The sequence below is a fragment of the Paenibacillus prosopidis genome (genome assembly GCF_003337375.1).
Lineage (GTDB): Bacteria > Bacillota > Bacilli > Paenibacillales > Paenibacillaceae > Pristimantibacillus > Pristimantibacillus prosopidis.
The window spans coordinates 216,274-232,593 of sequence record NZ_QPJD01000007.1 but is presented as its reverse complement, the minus strand read 5'-3'; the positions used below and the strand labels follow the sequence as shown (position 1 = coordinate 232,593).

Below are 16,320 nucleotides of genomic sequence, written 5' to 3'. Positions count from 1 at the left end.
AGGTGTCTATCATTAATACCTGTTCCATACAGTTAACAGAATCCATTAAAGTGACTAATGGCGCGCATATTCTTTATACCTACGATCAGCTCGATGACTATATAGCAAATGCAGTCTCGTTTATTATAACGGGAGTACAGCAAGGCCAGCATATTATTTTTGTGGACAGCAAACAGAGGTATGAACGGATTACGGAGCGATTGAGACTGATCGGCTTTAGTGATACCCTATCCAACATTAAATATGTGAACAGCGGGGACTTTTATAGGGTGAGTGATACATTTACCTCTGCTAAAGTAATACAAAACTTCATAAATGTTGTGCAGCCATTTCTGGATAATAACATGTCTATTCGAACATGGGGACATGTGGAATGGAAAGGCTATCCTAACTTTGAGGAACAAGTGATTGCTTATGAGAGTGAATGTGATGCATCTGTAAATCAATTAGGAATCGTAACCGTTTGCGCTTATTCCGGACAGCGATTAACCGCCAGCATGAACATGAGATTGATGCAGTCTCATCAGTATGTTATGACGGATAAACAATTTACGCTCTCCAGCTTGTACAATGTACCTGGGAAAACGGTTATTTTCCCTTCCTTGTCCGAACATACGAAAATTCAGAGCGAGATGGATTTATATAAGAAAAAGCTCGATTTTGTGCAAGTCATTTCTCATGAGGTCCGAAATCCGTTAACCGTTATAAAAGCCTATGCTTCTATGCTGTTAAATGAAAAAGAATCGCTGCAGCTCAATGCTAACGCCAGTAAGAAGCTGGAGGACATTGCAGACTACGTAACGGTCATTGACAATGAGATTGCACATATTTTAAATACGGAGCAAATGCTTACAACGGAAGCATTGTGGCGGACAAGCGATGTCATTCCACTGCCAATTATTCAAGAGGTCGCAACCATGATGGAAATAAAGGCGCGGACGCAAAATATTCAATTGAACACGGAGATTGCTCTAACAGGACATGAGGTTATGAAAAGTAATGTAATCGGGCTGCGATTAATCATTTCCAACTTATTATCCAATGCAGTGAAGTATAGCTTTGAGGGCAGTGAAGTTTATTTTAAAGCGGCCGTAATCGATTTTATGCTGTGGATTGAGATTGAAGATCATGGGGTCGGAATGACCGCGGAGCAGCAAGAAAACCTGTACCGGAAATATGAGAAGATGAACGTCGACAAGAGCGGACAAGGCATCGGCTTGTTCATGGTGAAGAAGCTCGTTGAGCTGTTTAACGGTGAAATTTATATCGACAGCGAGGTAGGACGCGGCACGATAGCCCGTGTTGCTCTGCCTTTGACAAAAAGTTTTTCCAATTAGAACGAGAAGAGCATCGCAGGATGCTCTTTTCTTAACTAACGTTATGCTTATTTCACAACAATGGAATGCTCTTTTATTATATCTGCGAGCTCTTTAAAATCATATTTATGATTGACCATATCAACGGTGAAATCTTCAGCGGCTTTGGTGTTCATAACAAACCGGTAACCAGTATAGGTTATGAAAATAACTAGAGCGGTAAAGGCGGTTCGCTTATTCGCATTTTGAAAGGGGTAGTTTTGGCCCAAAGATACGAAAAGCGCGGCGGCTTTTTCGAAAATCGTCGGATAAGCTTCTTCGCCAAAGGCGGACGATTGCGGGCGCAATTGGATTCAGTGAATTTTGTTTTAAAATAAAAGTCTCAGGCAAAATAAACTAGGTTTGGCATAATGTCGGACGGAATAAGGTAAGGTGTACTTTGATGGACTACACGTATGAAATTATCCAGACGGATGATAAGCTGCCTTTGAATATTTTTTTTCATAATGTCAGATATGTCCCGAACCATTGGCACGACAGTATGGAGCTTCTGTTCGTGCTGAAGGGCAAGACAACAATCGTCGTTCAGAATAAGCCTTTTATCCTGCACGAGGAAGACATTATTCTCATAAACAGCAATGAAATTCATACTATTCAATCGGATCATGACAATTTGCTGCTGGCGCTGCAAATTCCTGACTCCTTCTTGAAGGAACAGGGAATCGACAGTGAGCATATGACGTTCAACTGCCATTCCTTCTGGAGCGGTCCGGAGGAGCAAGGGAAATTCGATGAAGTCCGTACGCTGGTTTCGACCATTATGTGGGTTTACAATAAGGCGGGTTACGGCTATGAGGTCAAAATTCGTTCACTGCTGCTTGACTTGCTTTACTTGTTGCTTCGGAAATTCAGAAGCGGACAGAAGCCGAAGGAGAATCAAATCAGCAAGCGGACGATGGACAGGCTGCTCCATCTGAACGAATATATTCAAACCCATTTCAATCAGCAGCTGACCTTGAACGAGCTTGCGGAAAGGGAAAATTTCTCCGTTCCTTATTTGTCCAGCTTCTTTCAGAAAAGTATGGGCGTTTCCTTTCGGGCGTACATTACACGAATTCGGTTGGAGCATGCGGTAAAAGACTTGCTGACTTCCGATTATCAAGGTTGCGCTCGATAACGGATTTCCGAATTTGAAATCGTTTCATAAGGCTTTTAAAGACGTCTATCATACGACGCCGGCTGAATACCGCAAGCAGCGGGACGCGAATATCGAAACAAAAAACTTGTCAAAGCATGAGGGAACATCCTATCTCTCTTATGATCGCGACAATGCTTATGTCAGCCTGTTCAAATATTTGCCTTCCCAGGCAAACGAACCGGCAGCGAAGCTCTCTGAACAAAGCGTGATGGTGAAAGAATATGATATTCGTCTATCCGGGAATGGCAAGCCTATCAAGCATACCTGGAAAACGTTATGCACGATCGGGAAAGCGAAGGAAGCGCTGTACGGTCCGGTGCAAGAGCATTTGAAAATGATTCAAGAAATCGTTCCTTTCCGTTATATCCGTTTTCATGGCATTTTCGATGATGAGATGATGGTGTACCGTAAAGATGCGGAAGGTGAGCCCATATTCAATTTCACCTATGTCGATAAGGTTATCGATTTCCTTCGGAGCATCGGTTTACGTCCTTTTTTCGAGCTTGGCTTTATGCCGGGGGAATTGGCAGATAAAACGAAGACGATTTTTTATAAGACGAGCTATGTCAGCTTGCCGCAAAATAATGAGCATTGGACGTCTCTCCTGCAGTCGTTCATCCGGCATTTGGCAAGCAGGTATGGCGCTGAAGAAATCAAGACCTGGTATTTCGAGTTTTGGAACGAACCGGATGTAAGATTATTTTGGCCCTATTCCTTCGAGGAGTTCACTCTGTTTTACCGAAACAGCTACCGCGCTTTGAAGAGCGTCAGTCCGGATTTGAGAATAGGCGGACCAAGCATCGTGAGCGATTCGCTGATCAAGAGCGATTGGATAGAACGATATATGACATATTGTGTCCAGCATGACTGCAGGCCCGATTTTATAACATTCCATATGTATCCTTTACTTCTGGAGAGAGGGACATTGGATAATATCGATTCCCCCACTGGTGTGCAGTATGCCGGCGAGGACTATGTAAAGGAAACAATCATGAAAGTGAAACAAACGCTGAGAAAATGGGGGGCGCCGGGCGCCGAGCTTCACGTTACGGAATGGAACTCGACTCCTCATCACCGGGAGCTGACGAATGATACTTGCTACAAATCGGCCTATATCGTCAAAAACATCATAGAAAATATCGACGAGGTCGGCAGCATGGGTTATTGGACCGTCACCGATTTGCTGGAGGAGCTGCCTTTGCCTGCCGAGACGTTTCACGGCGGACTCGGTCTCATTACGAACAATGGGGTAAAGAAGCCGGGCTTTTACGCTTATGAGTTATTGGCAAAGCTTGGGGACAGACTGCTGGACCTTGGAGAAAGCTATTGTCTGACCATGTCGCAGGACGGCTCCTATCAGCTGCTGCTGTATCATTATTGTCACTTTGATCAGTTGTACAGCATGAATGATACGTCAGCAATCGGCTCCTTCAACCGCTATGACGTATTTACGGATTCGGGGCAATTGAATCTAACATTCAGAATGGACGGAATACCGGCCGGAAACTATGAAATCCGAAAATACGCGATAAACCGGGAACACGGCAGCTCCTATGATCTATGGATGGATATGGGGCACCCGGAAGGAATGACGCCGCAAGACGTACAATACTTAAACATGCGGAGCATGCCCCGTCAAACCGTGAAGCAGGAAGCAATCGGAGAATCGTTTGCGATTCGCAGCAGCTTAAGCCCGCATGAAGTTCAATTGATTGAGATCAGGCCGGTATATTAGAAGGATCTGAGGCTATAAAAAGATAATTAACAGACACCTCCAAAGGGAAGATTCTTTCATGGAGCTGTCTGTTTTTTTGCTTTCTTTACTGGGAGATTTATCGATAAGCACACATAATCTTAAAAAATGACATTGATTTCAATAAACTTCGGAAAGATTAAATAAGCTTGTAGCCCTATAATCAGAATAGAAAAACGCTTTCATTCAAGATGGAGAAAAAATGTTACGGATTACACGATTCTGGAAAACATAAAACGCAAATTAGGAGGCATTATTTTGCAGCGAAATATACAAGAAATCATTGCGCAAATGACGTTGGAAGAAAAAGCAGGCATGTGTTCGGGATTGGATTTCTGGCATTTAAAAGGGGTGGAGCGTCTCGGCGTTCCATCGGTTATGGTGACGGACGGACCGCACGGGCTCCGCAAGCAAAAGCAGGGGGCGGATCATTTGGGTCTGTTCGACAGCGTACCTGCGACCTGTTTCCCTTCGGCCGCAGGGCTTGCATGCTCTTGGGATCGTGATTTGATCGGACAGGTAGGCGTCGCCTTGGGAGAAGAATGCCAGGCGGAAGACGTCGCAGTACTGCTTGGACCGGGAGTCAACATTAAGCGCTCGCCGCTGTGCGGCAGAAACTTCGAATATTTCTCGGAAGATCCTTTCCTGTCTTCGGAGATGGCGGCAAGCCATATCAACGGCGTGCAAAGCCAAGGCGTCGGAACATCTCTGAAGCACTTTGCGGTGAACAATCAGGAGAACCGCCGTATGTCTGTCGACGCGGTTGTCGATGACCGCACGCTCCGGGAAATTTACTTGGCTAGCTTTGAAGGAGCGGTCAAAAAGGCGCAGCCTTGGACGGTAATGTGCTCGTATAACCGGGTAAACGGGACCTATGCTTCGGAGAACGAGTATTTGCTGACCGACATTCTAAAAGAAGAATGGGGCCACGAAGGGTTTGTCGTATCCGACTGGGGCGCAGTCGATGAGAGGCATCACGCGCTTGCAGCCGGTCTGGAATTGGAAATGCCGGCCAGTAACGGCGTCGGGGAACGGAAAGTAATCGAAGCCGTGAAGAGCGGCAAGCTTTCCGAAGAGGCGCTCGACAGAGCGGTCGCCCGATTGCTTAACATCATTTTCAAGGCGGTCGACAACAACAAAGAAAATGCTTCTTATGATCAAGATGCCCATCATCGTCTGGCAAGAGTAGTAGCAAGCGAAAGCATGGTGCTGCTGAAAAACGAGAACGGCATTCTGCCGCTCAATAAGAATGGGAAGATTGCCGTCATCGGTGCATTTGCCCAAAAAACGAGATACCAGGGCGGTGGAAGCTCACACATCGTGCCGACGCGTCTGGACAATTCGTTAGAGGAAATCACGAAGCTTGCCGGTGACTCGGCACAGGTTGTATATGCTGAGGGGTATGATCTGGAAAACGACGCCATCGACGAGACGCTTCTGCAGGAAGCGAAGCGGGCGGCAAGCGAAGCGCAGGTGGCCGTCGTATTCGCGGGGCTTCCGGACCGTTATGAATCCGAGGGATATGACAGGGAGCATCTTCACTTGCCGGAAAACCATACAAGGCTGATTGAGGCTGTTGCGGAAGCGCAAAGCAATATCGTTGTGGTGTTATTAAACGGTTCTCCTGTTGAAATGCCTTGGCTAGGCAAAGTAAAAGCTGTGTTGGAAGGCTATCTAGGCGGTCAAGCTGTCGGGGGAGCCATTGCCGATCTGTTGTTCGGCGAAGCCAATCCGAGCGGCAAGCTTGCCGAGACGTTCCCGGTAAAGCTGAGCGACAACCCGTCCTACCTGAACTTTCCGGGTGAAGGTGACCGCGTGGAGTACCGGGAAGGCTTGTATGTGGGATACCGCTATTATGACGCAAAACAGCTGCAGCCGTTGTTCCCTTTCGGATACGGACTCAGCTACACGACTTTCGAATATACCGGCATCACGATCGGAAAGAACGAAATGAAGGATACGGATACGGTAGAAGTACACGTAAGTATTAAAAACTCGGGCTCGAAAGCCGGCAAGGAAATTGTCCAGCTGTACGTAAGGGATATTCAAAGTACCCTGGGTAGGCCTGACAAAGAATTGAAAGGCTTTGCCAAGGTGGAGCTTCAGCCGGGCGAAGAAAAATCCATATCCTTTACGCTGGACAAACGTTCGTTTGCTTATTATAACGTCGAGCTCAAGGACTGGCATGTGGAAACCGGAGACTTCGCGATTCTAATCGGCAAATCGTCGCAGGACATCGTCCTTCAGGAGACGATCCATGTTCAATCCACGGTGCCGGTCAAAAAAACGTACACCCGGAACTCGACGCTCGGCGATCTGCTCAGCGATCCGGAAAGCGCAGCAAAAGTGGGAGCCTTGCTGCAGCAGTTCCAGGAGTCAAGCCCCTTAGCGGCAATGGCGGATGACGATCATGGCGACATGGTTGCCGCCATGATGAAGTTCATGCCGCTGCGCGCTCTCGCAGCCTTCAGCCAGGGAGCGTTAACGGATGAGAAGCTGAACGAATTGCTTGCTGAAATTAACAGCTAATCAAAAACGGATGACACTAACCAGGTGTCATCCGTTTTTTTGTTCCTTGCAAGACAACGCGACGGATCGCAACGCTCACCAAACAGGATTTTCACACGTACAATAACCTATTAGAAAATCGATGATCTGGAGGAAAATACGGTGATACTTGTTTCGGGCAGCAATACGTTTCAACTCCAACCCTTCATGCTCTCAGAACCGGAAAGAAGAATGATGCAAGCCAAGCAGAGGAGCCCTGTCATCTACCGGTATCCTTCAACCGAAGCGTTGGTATTTGAACTAAAAATGCGGTCGCAAATTGTGGAAGCGGCGAAGGCGATGAATGCCAGCGGGGTAAACTTTGCCACCTTTGATACCTCGAAGTGCAATGAGCGATATTGGATGCGTACAGAAAACGGGGGTTTCCAGTTAAGGCGCGGCGTATTGCCATCGGTCGGGGTCAACGATGTTTTTTATAATGGACCTTTGTACGGCTTTGAATGCGCGGTCGCCATCATCATTATGTTATACAAAGCCACGCTCGACACAATTGGTGAAGAGGTGTTCAACTCCTATTTTCAAAGCTTGTATCTGAGGAGCTGGCAGTATGACCGGGATATGCCCTTAATCATGACTTATAATAAAAATGAAGCTTATCCTGGTGACGTGCTGTATTTCAAAAATCCCGCGTATAATCCCGAAACGCCGGAGTGGCAAGGTGAAAATGTCATCATGCTTGATGATAATCTGTATTTTGGACATGGCATTGGGATCGGATCGGGTCAGCAAATGATTGCTGCACTTAACCGGATGCGGATGCCGGGAAGTTTCATGTCGGCTTACCTTGATGACATAGTCGTAACTCCGGAGTTTGAATATTTGCGGCGGATTTCTATGAGGGACAATGTGCGGGAATCCCAAGCCTATGATAAGCCGTATCCCGTTGTGGCAAGAATAGGGGCAAGTAAGAGTATTTATAGATAAACAAAATTATTGAATCAAACATAAGAGCAAAATAAGTACCTGTGAGATCAGCATTAACCAGAAATATTCCTAAGCTTAAACGCTGGAACAACGGATCAAGAGCACAGAAATGTGCTCTTTTTTTTGCGTGGCGACTTGGCTCTACAGCTCCGGTTGTCGCCCCTGGCTTAATTAAAGGGAAATCCTCCTGTTCGTTGACCTTTGAAATCGTGAGGGAACCATCTAGCAGGAAAACCTCCATCTAAAGCGGCAGTTTTCTTAATCATTGACCGGATCGGATTAAATTAATGGGGGGTTTTCGCTTTATATGATCACGATATCGGTCGTGGTGAACAATTAGGAGGATGTTTTCCCGTTAAACCCGTAGGGGAACCGTTAACTGAGTGACTTAAAAAATTCGTACCGCATTGGAATACTACTGTATGCTTGCGCTTTGTCGAAAGCTGTGGTATATTTTCGTTGTGGTAACGTTACCACATACGAAAATCATAATACATCAGCCTATTTATACCAACTAAATTAATATAATAATAATACGTGGTACCGTTACCACTATTTACGAGGAGAGGGTTCGTCATCGCAACGATTCGTGATGTGGCCAAATTGGCCGGTATTTCCGTATCGACCGTATCGCGTTACTTGAACAAAAGCGGCTACGTGAATGCGGAAACGGAGCAATCGATCAAGAATGCCATCGAGAAACTGAATTATGCGCCGAATCAGGTAGCCCGAGGCTTGGCCGGTAAAAAAACGAACACGATCGCTCTCATTTTGCCCGACATTTCGAACCTGTTCTTTTCGGACCTCGCCCGCGCGGTGGAGGATGTCGCAGCAACATATGGCTATACGGTCATTTTCGGCAATTCGGACGATCAGGGCGTCAAAGAAAAAAGATATATCGAAACGCTGAAGCAGAAATATATCGACGGGATCATTTTCGCCTCCAACACGTTCGGGCACGACGATGCGGAAATGCTGACAAAGCTCGGCATCCCGTTCGTATGTTTGGACCGCGGCCCGGATGAGCAGAACTTCAGCGTCGTCCGGTCTAAGAACAGGGAAGGCGCGGTTATGGCGGTTCAGCATTTACTGGACGTCGGCTGTCGCAAAATCGCTCATATATACGGTCCGCAGCATCTGATTACAGGGAAGGAACGGCTCATCGGCTTCGAGCGGTCAGTGCAGGGGTTCGATTGGTATACGCCGACGCTGCTCGAGCCTGCCGACTTCCGGATAGCCGGCGGGATGAAAGCGACCGAGCGGCTGCTGGAGCGCCATCCGGATATCGACGGCATTTTTGCCGGTAACGATTTGATGGCGGTCGGCGCGCTGAAAGCGCTGAACCGTATGGGGATTAGGGTCGGCGAGCAGGTCGCTGTCTGCGGCTTCGACGGCATTCAAACGACGGAGATTACGGCGCCGGAGCTAACGACGATTGCGCAGCCGATTTACGATATGGGCGCGCTTATCTCCCGACTACTCATTAAAAAAATCGAAGGCACGCTCGAAGAAGACAAGCTGTACGAGCTGGATGTGAAGCTGATTGCAAGGGAATCGACATTGAGGAGGAAAAACATATGAACAAACCTAAGCTGGTCGTGATCGGCAGTTTGAATATGGATATCGTTGTTGAAACCGATAGCTATCCGCAAATAGGAGAAACGGTAATGGGAGAGCGCATAAGATTCATTCCCGGCGGCAAAGGGGCGAATCAGGCGGTCGCGGGAGCGCGGCTGGGCGCGGAGACGGCAATGATCGGAGCAGTCGGTGAGGATGCCTTCGGCGAAGAGCTGCTCCGCTGCCTGCAGGAGGACGGCGTCGACGTATCCGGTATAAAGCGGGTAGCCGGCATGGCGACCGGAGTCGCTTCGATCTATGTTGCCGAAGGCGACAACAGCATCATCGTTGTGCCGGGTGCGAACAGCCGGGTGGAGCCGGCCGACATTGACCGTTGCGAAGATAAGCTGCGGCAGGCGGATATCGTGCTGCTGCAGCTGGAGATTCCGGTGGAAACGGTCGTATATGCCGCCCGCAAAGCGAAATCGCTCGGCAAGACGGTCGTGCTTAATCCGGCGCCGGCGCAGCCGCTGCCGGATGAGCTGTTCGGGCTCGTCGACTACATGACGCCGAACCGCACGGAGCTTGGCCGGTACACCGGTATGGACACCGAAGGAGAAGCGCTCAAGCCGGCGATGCGGCGCATGAAGGAGATGGGTGCCGCCCATATCGTTACGACGCTCGGGGCGGATGGCTCCACATACTTGGACGATAACGGATCGATGCATACGATAACTGGCTATAAAGTGCCGGTCGTCGACACGACGGGGGCCGGCGATTGCTATAATGCCGGACTGGCGCTATCGATCGCATCCGGAAGGAGCCTGGAGGAAGCGATTGCTTTCGCATCGCTTGTTTCCGCGCTCGCCGTGACGAAATTCGGGGCGCAGGAGGGAATGCCAACGGAGGCGGAAGCGCGCCGGTTTGCGGAGGAACAGCAGAAGACAGGAGCGTAACGAAGCATGAAAAAGATTGGAATCATCAACAGCGAGCTGTCAAGATTGATCAGCGAGCTTGGCCATACGGACACCATTGTTATTGCGGACAGCGGGCTGCCGATTCCGCCCGGCGTGAAACGGATCGATTTGGCGCTTAGGCGCGGCGTGCCGGGTTATCTGCAAACGCTGGAGACTATTTTGGAAGAAATGCAGGTCGAACGGTATACGGTAGCCGATGAAATGAAAAATAAAAATCCGGAGCTATTCGAACAGTCGAAGCAGATGCTTGACGGAGCGGAGGCGGACAGCGTCAATCATGAGCAGTTTAAAGTTTTGACCCGTCAAGCGAAAGCGGTTATACGCACCGGCGAATGCTCGGCTTACGCGAATGTTATTTTACATGCGGGGGTCACGTTTTAGAAAGGGAGGTATTACACAGATGACAGCGCAGCTGCTGGAGATGAAGGGGATTGACAAAAGCTTTTCCGAAATAAAGGTGCTGCAACAGGCGCAGTTTTCGCTCGAAAGCGGTGAATTGCATGCTTTGATGGGCGAGAATGGCGCCGGGAAATCAACTTTGATGAAAATATTGAACGGCATATACATGAGAGATGGCGGAACGGTGAAAGTTAGAGGGGTTGAGCAAACGATCTCTTCCCCGTCGGCCGCGCTGCAGCTTGGAATCGTCATGATTCATCAAGAGCTCAATTTGATTCCGCATTTGACGGTGATGGAAAACATCTTCCTCGGCCGGGAATTTACGTTTGGACCGACGAAGCTCATTGATTGGCGCAAAATGAAGCGGGAATCGACCCGGTTTTTGTCGCAGCTTGGGCTCGCGATCGATCCGGATACGATCGTCGGAGAGCTGTCCGTCGGACAGCAGCAAATGGTCGAAATCGCCAAGGCATTATCGATGAATACGGAAATTTTGGTGCTGGACGAGCCTACGGCTGCGCTTACCGACAAGGAAATCGATGCGCTCTTTGATGTAATCGCTTCCCTCAAAAAACGGGGCGTCGGCATGATTTATATTTCGCACCGAATGGAAGAAATATTCCGGATGTGCGACCGGATCACGGTTATGCGCGACGGCCGGTATGTCGGCACGGAGAGGGTACAGGAAACGAATATGGACCAAATCGTGAAGATGATGGTCGGCCGTGAAATCAAAGACCGCTTCCCGAAGGTGGACATCAAGTTCGGCGAGGAGAAGCTTAAGGTCGAAGGGCTTTCGCAGAAAGGGATTTTGCATGACATCTCGTTCTCCGTACGGGCGGGCGAAATTGTCGGACTCGCAGGACTGATGGGAGCAGGCCGGACGGAGCTTGCCAAGGCGCTGTTCGGTGTTTCCAAAATCGACCGGGGAACGATATCCGTTGGCGGCAAGGCGATTACGCTCCGCAAGCCGATGGACGCGATCCGCGCGGGAATCGCGCTTGTAACGGAGGACCGGAAGGATGAAGGACTGCTCCTTCCGATGTCTGTAAGTGATAACTTGTCCATGACCAATTTGACGACGGTTTCAAATCTCGGTTTTCTGAGCGGAGCGAAGGAGAAGCAGCTTTCGGATAAGATGATGAAACAGCTGTTCATTAAAGCGTCAAGCGGCGCGCAGCCGGTCGGGTCGCTTAGCGGCGGTAACCAGCAGAAGGTCGTCATCGGCAAATGGCTGGCAACGAATCCGCAGGTGTTCATCTTGGACGAGCCGACGAGAGGCGTCGACATCGGGGCGAAGAAAGAGATCTACGACCTGATGAACAAGCTGGCGTCGGAAGGAGTCGCGATATTAATGATTTCATCCGAACTTCCCGAAGTGCTCGGGATGAGCGACCGGATTCTCGTTATGCATGAAGGGAAAATTTCGGGACATTTTACCAAAGAAGAAGCTACTCAAGAAAATATCATGATGTGTGCAACAGGGGGAGGAGAACAGCATGCAGGCTGATGCAATAGGCGTTCAGAAACTAAAAAGGTTAAAGTTCCAGGGGCTCGGATCGTTAGTCGGGTTATTGTTGATCATCATCGCGCTTGCAATTTCAGCAGATAACTTTTTAACAGTTAACAACCTGCTAAACGTGCTCCGGCAGGTTTCCATTAACGCGCTGATCGCGTTTGGAATGACGTTCGTCATTTTGACGGGGGGCATCGACCTTTCGGTCGGTTCAATCCTTGCATTATCCAGTGCGCTGTCGGCAGGCTTGATGGCTGGCGGAACGGACACTTGGATTGCCGTCATCGTCGGCCTCGGGGCAGGGATGGCAATGGGCGCGGTCAACGGATTGCTGGTCGCGAAAGGGCGGCTTGCTCCGTTTATCGTTACGCTGGCCACCATGACCGTCTTCAGGGGATTGACGCTCGTCTACACCGACGGGAAGCCGATTACCGGCTTGAACAAAGATTTCGCCTTGCTGGGCAAAGGGTATTTTCTGCAAATTCCGATGCCGATCATTTGGATGGTCATCTCGTTTGCAGTATTATATATCATTTTGAAACATACGACTTTCGGCCGGCGTGTGTACGCGATCGGAAGCAATGAGGAGGCGACGTGGTTATCGGGGATCAGCACCTCGAAGGTAAAAGTATTGGTCTATTCGATCAGCGGGTTATTGGCGGCGATTAGCGGCCTCATCTTGACCTCTCGGCTCAATTCCTCCCAACCTACTGCGGGCGTTTCATACGAGTTGGACGCAATCGCGGCAGTTGTGCTGGGTGGAACAAGCTTGTCGGGCGGTAAAGGCTGGATTGTCGGAACGTTGATCGGAGCCGTCATTATCGGCGTGTTGGACAACGGACTCAATCTATTGAACGTATCATCATTTTATCAACAAGTTGTAAAAGGGGCCGTCATTTTAATTGCAGTACTGTTAGACCGCTCGAAAAAACACAAATAATAAACTAATCATAAGGGAGATTAAAAACTATGAAAAAAAGATCCTTCGGATTTTCACTATTGCTTGCTGCATTTGTGATGCTTTCCGCATGCTCGACAGGCACGGAAACGAATAATGGAACGGCAGAAAACGTTGGCGACAATCAAGCAGCGGACGGCAAGGTAACGATCGGCTTGTCGATTTCGACCCAGAACAACCCATTCTTCGTAACACTTAAAGAAGGCGCTGAGAAAGCGGCAGCAGAAGCTGGCGCGGAGCTGATCGTCGTGGACGCTCAGGACGATACGGCGAAGCAAATCAGCGGCATCGAAGACTTGATCCAAAAGAAGGTTGACGTCATTTTGATCAACCCGACGGATGGCGACGCTGTCGTGACCGCAGTGGAAGCTGCTAATGACGCAAACATTCCTGTCATCACGGTTGACCGTGCAGCTAACGGCGGAACTGTTGTCTCGCATATCGCGTCCGACAACGTGAAGGGCGGTCAAATGGCGGGCGATTATATATTGGAAGCGCTTGGAGGCAAAGGAAACATCGTCGAGCTTCAGGGTACGGCCGGCACTTCCGCGGCTCGCGACCGCGGCGAAGGATTCCACAAAGCTGTAGACGGCAAGGACGGCGTGAAAGTCGTTGCTTCGCAGCCTGCTGATTTCGACCGCGCCAAAGGCCTGTCGGTAATGGAAAACATTTTGCAAAGCAACGGCGACATTCAAGCGGTATTCGCCCATAATGACGAAATGGCGCTAGGCGCCCTGCAGGCGATTGAAGCTGCCGGCAAAACAGACATTATCGTTGTCGGATTCGACGCGACTGCCGATGCGGTAACAGCCGTCAATGCCGGTACGCTGGCTGCCACAGTTGCACAGAAGCCGGAAGCAATCGGACAAAAAGCGATTGAAACAGCGGTGAAAGTAGCCGGAGGCGAGACAGTGGAAACAGCTATTCCGGTCGAGCTGGAGCTTGTGACTAAACCATAATCCTTATAGAGAAAGCAGCTATCGCAGGTCTTCTGTGATGGCTGCTTTTTTTGTTAAGCCAAGAGACATCTTCAAAGATGTCTTTTTACTTTAGATACGTATGATATGATTGTAGCCATTGTTTGGGAGAAGATTGCCTATTTGGAGTGATTTGGAGAGTTTTTTAAGAAGAGATTCAAAACTCAGACTACACCAGTAGAAGCCTGCTGCGTGATCTTCGGACAGGGGTTCTAATCCCCTCGCCTCCACCGTAAAAAACCACAACCTCATCCGGTTGTGGTTTTTTGGTCAGCGCGTAGTTATTGAATCCAGACGCAGTTCAGTTAAGCTGACGCACATAGTTTAAGGCTTTAACGGCAAGGTCTTCCCATTGTACGGAATGGCGGTTGGGCACCTGCACCCATCCGGTCATGGGGCGGCCTGGCATTGGTTCGAACGGACGGACGCCTTCCATAGACATTAAGCTTTCATCTGCAGGCAGCTTGAACACCATTTCCTCCTGGTGGAACATGGCGAAAGCTTTCTTGTTTATTTTCAGACACTTTGCGCCGAACATGTTTCCTTTTGCCACGTTATCCGTTAAGTTCAAATGGCTGGCAATTTCGTTGAATTTCACCTCGTATTGCGACAATGAAATCCCTCCTAGCCCAAATATTTCTCCAGCGAATTCCAGTAGTTATCTTTCCAACCCGGCGCCAAATGTTCGCTCTGACCTTCGGGGATGCCCGTGTGATCAAAGACCAACAGGGTATCCGCGCCTTGCTCCTTGAGTTCAAACTTGACGATGGAATATACGCCATCCGGCCATCGGGACGGACGCCAAGCCTGTACGATTCGTTGGTTAGGCACCAATTCCACGTTACGGCCAACGATATGTCCTCCAAAACAGGAGAAAGAACCGCCAACCTCCGGGCTGATCTCGGTAGGAGCACCTCCGGTAGCTTCACTAAATTGCCCGGAATTCATGAGAATCTCATAAATGCGGCTAGGGCTCGCTTTGAAAATAACTTCCTGATGGATAGATGTAGACATCTTTACGCCCCCGCCTTTAACTGTTCGTCTTTATGCTTCAACCAATTCTCCAGCATTTCAACGGTCATGCTTTTGAGCATATCCGCGTGATCGTGAATGGCGTGGTGCCACATCGCAGCTTCTACTTTATATTTATTTTCGTCCGTTACGGAAAATCCGCAGTTGCAGGATAGAGTAGTCATTTGATTTTAAGTCTCCTTTAATTAGGTATATATTTAGTTGTATTAACTTTCGTGCATAGCTTGTTCGGACCAAGGGTCGATGCCGGGATCTTGACCTTGAGCCAATAATTGCAGACGATCCATGTAATGCGCCCAACCCTGCTGATGAGACGGGATTTCCGTGGCCGGCAAATCGTAATGAGTTAATAGTAAAAGGGTTCCGTTATCTTTTGGCGTCAGCTTGAACTCGAGCGTACTTGACCCCGGAGGTACTAGCTTCGACTTTTCCCAACCCCATGTCATAACGATTTTCTCGTTAGGGATAATCTCCTTGTATTCGCCCATCGCAATGTCGCTTCCGTTAACATCGATGCGATATTTGCCGCCGATGCTCGGTTCGAGCAGAACGTGGCGCCCCATCCAACGGACCAGCTTGTCCGGGTCGATAAAGAACGAGAACAAGGTTTCCGGGCTGCATTCGATAAAAATCTCCTTAGTGACCGTGTCACTGCTGTTGATTGGATTCATGTTTTCTCCTTTCTTCCTCTTCCGCTGCTTCTTTCAAACGCAGTAAGCTATCATCCCAGAAACGGTCAATATATGCTTTCAAATCAGCAAAACCTTCCCTCCTAATTCGGTAATACCGTTTGGTTCCGTCTCTTCGAACGACAACAAGTCCGGATTCCTCGAGAACCTTGAGATGCTGCGATACTGCAGGCGCTGAAATATCAAAATGCGACGCTATCGCGCTGGAGGTAAGCTCTCCATTACGGACGAGATACAAAATATCTCTGCGTCTAGGCTCTGTAAGAGCATGAATGGCTTTTTCGATCATGACATTAATTTAGCATATACTTAATTAAGTGTCAACTTAAATAACAAATAAAGAAGAAGGCTATAGATTAGAGTTCATGTAAATAGGGGAATTTATACTCGCAGCTTAATAATGAACGTGCTCATATATGAAAGAAAACCTGAATGAAACCGCTTTACAATTTATAA

At 48.8% G+C, this 16,320-nt stretch carries 15 protein-coding genes, 1 other RNA gene and 2 pseudogenes; 12 read left to right on the top strand and 6 right to left on the bottom strand.

The window, feature by feature from the left end:
- The first annotated feature begins 2 nt into the window (after positions 1-2).
- The gene (locus tag DFP97_RS12910) at positions 3-1,337 is read left to right on the top strand and encodes an MEDS domain-containing protein (RefSeq protein ID WP_114380398.1); all 1,335 of its coding nucleotides are present in this window, start codon (positions 3-5) and stop codon (positions 1,335-1,337) included.
- A 47-nt stretch (positions 1,338-1,384) separates the two neighbouring features.
- On the opposite strand, the pseudogene DFP97_RS12905 reads toward DFP97_RS12910, so the two are convergent.
- Positions 1,385-1,663, bottom strand: a pseudogene (locus DFP97_RS12905) (type II toxin-antitoxin system death-on-curing family toxin); the annotation flags it as partial.
- A gap of 95 nt (positions 1,664-1,758) precedes the next feature.
- Between DFP97_RS12905 and DFP97_RS31500 the strand changes: the two are divergent.
- From DFP97_RS31500 to ssrA, 11 genes and pseudogenes are all read left to right on the top strand, one after another.
- Positions 1,759-2,493: an AraC family transcriptional regulator gene (locus DFP97_RS31500; RefSeq protein ID WP_245976181.1), complete on the top strand. Its 735-nt coding sequence runs from the start codon at positions 1,759-1,761 to the stop codon at positions 2,491-2,493.
- A 13-nt stretch (positions 2,494-2,506) separates the two neighbouring features.
- Complete coding sequence (locus tag DFP97_RS12900) at positions 2,507-4,249, top strand: GH39 family glycosyl hydrolase (RefSeq protein ID WP_245976179.1); 1,743 nt, start codon at positions 2,507-2,509, stop codon at positions 4,247-4,249.
- Between the two features lie 276 nt (positions 4,250-4,525).
- On the top strand, positions 4,526-6,796 hold the full coding sequence (locus DFP97_RS12895; protein WP_114380396.1) for a beta-glucosidase family protein: 2,271 nt from the start codon (positions 4,526-4,528) through the stop codon (positions 6,794-6,796).
- A gap of 141 nt (positions 6,797-6,937) precedes the next feature.
- On the top strand, positions 6,938-7,759 hold the full coding sequence (locus tag DFP97_RS12890; protein WP_114380395.1) for a protein-glutamine gamma-glutamyltransferase: 822 nt from the start codon (positions 6,938-6,940) through the stop codon (positions 7,757-7,759).
- Between the two features lie 576 nt (positions 7,760-8,335).
- Positions 8,336-9,340, top strand: coding sequence for a LacI family DNA-binding transcriptional regulator (locus DFP97_RS12885; protein WP_114380624.1), 1,005 nt, complete (start codon positions 8,336-8,338; stop codon positions 9,338-9,340).
- Positions 9,337-10,272 carry a ribokinase gene (gene rbsK / locus DFP97_RS12880; protein ID WP_114380394.1) on the top strand — a complete coding sequence of 312 codons (936 nt, stop codon included), beginning with the start codon at positions 9,337-9,339 and terminating at the stop codon, positions 10,270-10,272. Before DFP97_RS12885 ends, rbsK begins: the two co-directional genes overlap by 4 nt.
- Positions 10,273-10,278: 6 nt before the next feature.
- Positions 10,279-10,674, top strand: coding sequence for a D-ribose pyranase (rbsD, locus tag DFP97_RS12875; protein ID WP_114380393.1), 396 nt, complete (start codon positions 10,279-10,281; stop codon positions 10,672-10,674).
- A 19-nt stretch (positions 10,675-10,693) separates the two neighbouring features.
- Complete coding sequence (locus DFP97_RS12870; protein ID WP_114380392.1) at positions 10,694-12,202, top strand: sugar ABC transporter ATP-binding protein; 1,509 nt, start codon at positions 10,694-10,696, stop codon at positions 12,200-12,202.
- Positions 12,192-13,148 (top strand): ABC transporter permease, encoded by a 957-nt coding sequence (locus DFP97_RS12865; RefSeq protein ID WP_114380391.1) that lies wholly within the window; start codon positions 12,192-12,194, stop codon positions 13,146-13,148. Before DFP97_RS12870 ends, DFP97_RS12865 begins: the two co-directional genes overlap by 11 nt.
- A 29-nt stretch (positions 13,149-13,177) precedes the next feature.
- Positions 13,178-14,059: pseudogene (gene rbsB / locus DFP97_RS12860) on the top strand (ribose ABC transporter substrate-binding protein RbsB); the annotation flags it as partial.
- Positions 14,060-14,065: 6 nt separating this feature from the next.
- Positions 14,066-14,376, top strand: a transfer-messenger RNA (tmRNA) gene (ssrA, locus tag DFP97_RS12855).
- 68 nt (positions 14,377-14,444) lie between these two features.
- Here ssrA and DFP97_RS12850 read toward each other — a convergent pair.
- From DFP97_RS12850 to DFP97_RS12830, 5 genes are read right to left on the bottom strand one after another with little or no spacing between them, the layout of a single operon-like run.
- Positions 14,445-14,756 carry an MmcQ/YjbR family DNA-binding protein gene (locus tag DFP97_RS12850; protein WP_114380390.1) on the bottom strand — a complete coding sequence of 104 codons (312 nt, stop codon included), beginning with the start codon at positions 14,754-14,756 and terminating at the stop codon, positions 14,445-14,447.
- A gap of 11 nt (positions 14,757-14,767) precedes the next feature.
- On the bottom strand, positions 14,768-15,157 hold the full coding sequence (locus tag DFP97_RS12845) for an SRPBCC family protein (RefSeq protein WP_114380389.1): 390 nt from the start codon (positions 15,155-15,157) through the stop codon (positions 14,768-14,770).
- A 2-nt stretch (positions 15,158-15,159) separates the two neighbouring features.
- Positions 15,160-15,339 (bottom strand): hypothetical protein, encoded by a 180-nt coding sequence (locus DFP97_RS12840; RefSeq protein ID WP_114380388.1) that lies wholly within the window; start codon positions 15,337-15,339, stop codon positions 15,160-15,162.
- A gap of 42 nt (positions 15,340-15,381) precedes the next feature.
- Positions 15,382-15,846, bottom strand: coding sequence for an SRPBCC family protein (locus DFP97_RS12835; protein ID WP_114380387.1), 465 nt, complete (start codon positions 15,844-15,846; stop codon positions 15,382-15,384).
- The gene (locus DFP97_RS12830) at positions 15,824-16,153 is read right to left on the bottom strand and encodes an ArsR/SmtB family transcription factor (protein WP_114380386.1); all 330 of its coding nucleotides are present in this window, start codon (positions 16,151-16,153) and stop codon (positions 15,824-15,826) included. The genes DFP97_RS12835 and DFP97_RS12830 overlap by 23 nt, the downstream gene beginning before the upstream one ends.
- Between the last annotated feature and the right edge of the window lie 167 nt (positions 16,154-16,320).

Excerpts from the sequence above, each read along its gene's own strand:
- rbsD (WP_114380393.1), top strand. The coding sequence starts at position 10,279 with ATGAAAAAGATTGGAATCATCAACAGCGAGCTGTCAAGATTGATCAGC.
- DFP97_RS12835 (WP_114380387.1), bottom strand. The coding sequence starts at position 15,846 with ATGAATCCAATCAACAGCAGTGACACGGTCACTAAGGAGATTTTTATC.
- DFP97_RS12870 (WP_114380392.1), top strand. The coding sequence starts at position 10,694 with ATGACAGCGCAGCTGCTGGAGATGAAGGGGATTGACAAAAGCTTTTCC.
- DFP97_RS12830 (WP_114380386.1), bottom strand. The coding sequence starts at position 16,153 with ATGATCGAAAAAGCCATTCATGCTCTTACAGAGCCTAGACGCAGAGAT.
- DFP97_RS31500 (WP_245976181.1), top strand. The coding sequence starts at position 1,759 with ATGGACTACACGTATGAAATTATCCAGACGGATGATAAGCTGCCTTTG.
- DFP97_RS12845 (WP_114380389.1), bottom strand. The coding sequence starts at position 15,157 with ATGTCTACATCTATCCATCAGGAAGTTATTTTCAAAGCGAGCCCTAGC.
- DFP97_RS12840 (WP_114380388.1), bottom strand. The coding sequence starts at position 15,339 with ATGACTACTCTATCCTGCAACTGCGGATTTTCCGTAACGGACGAAAAT.
- DFP97_RS12865 (WP_114380391.1), top strand. The coding sequence starts at position 12,192 with ATGCAGGCTGATGCAATAGGCGTTCAGAAACTAAAAAGGTTAAAGTTC.
- rbsK (WP_114380394.1), top strand. The coding sequence starts at position 9,337 with ATGAACAAACCTAAGCTGGTCGTGATCGGCAGTTTGAATATGGATATC.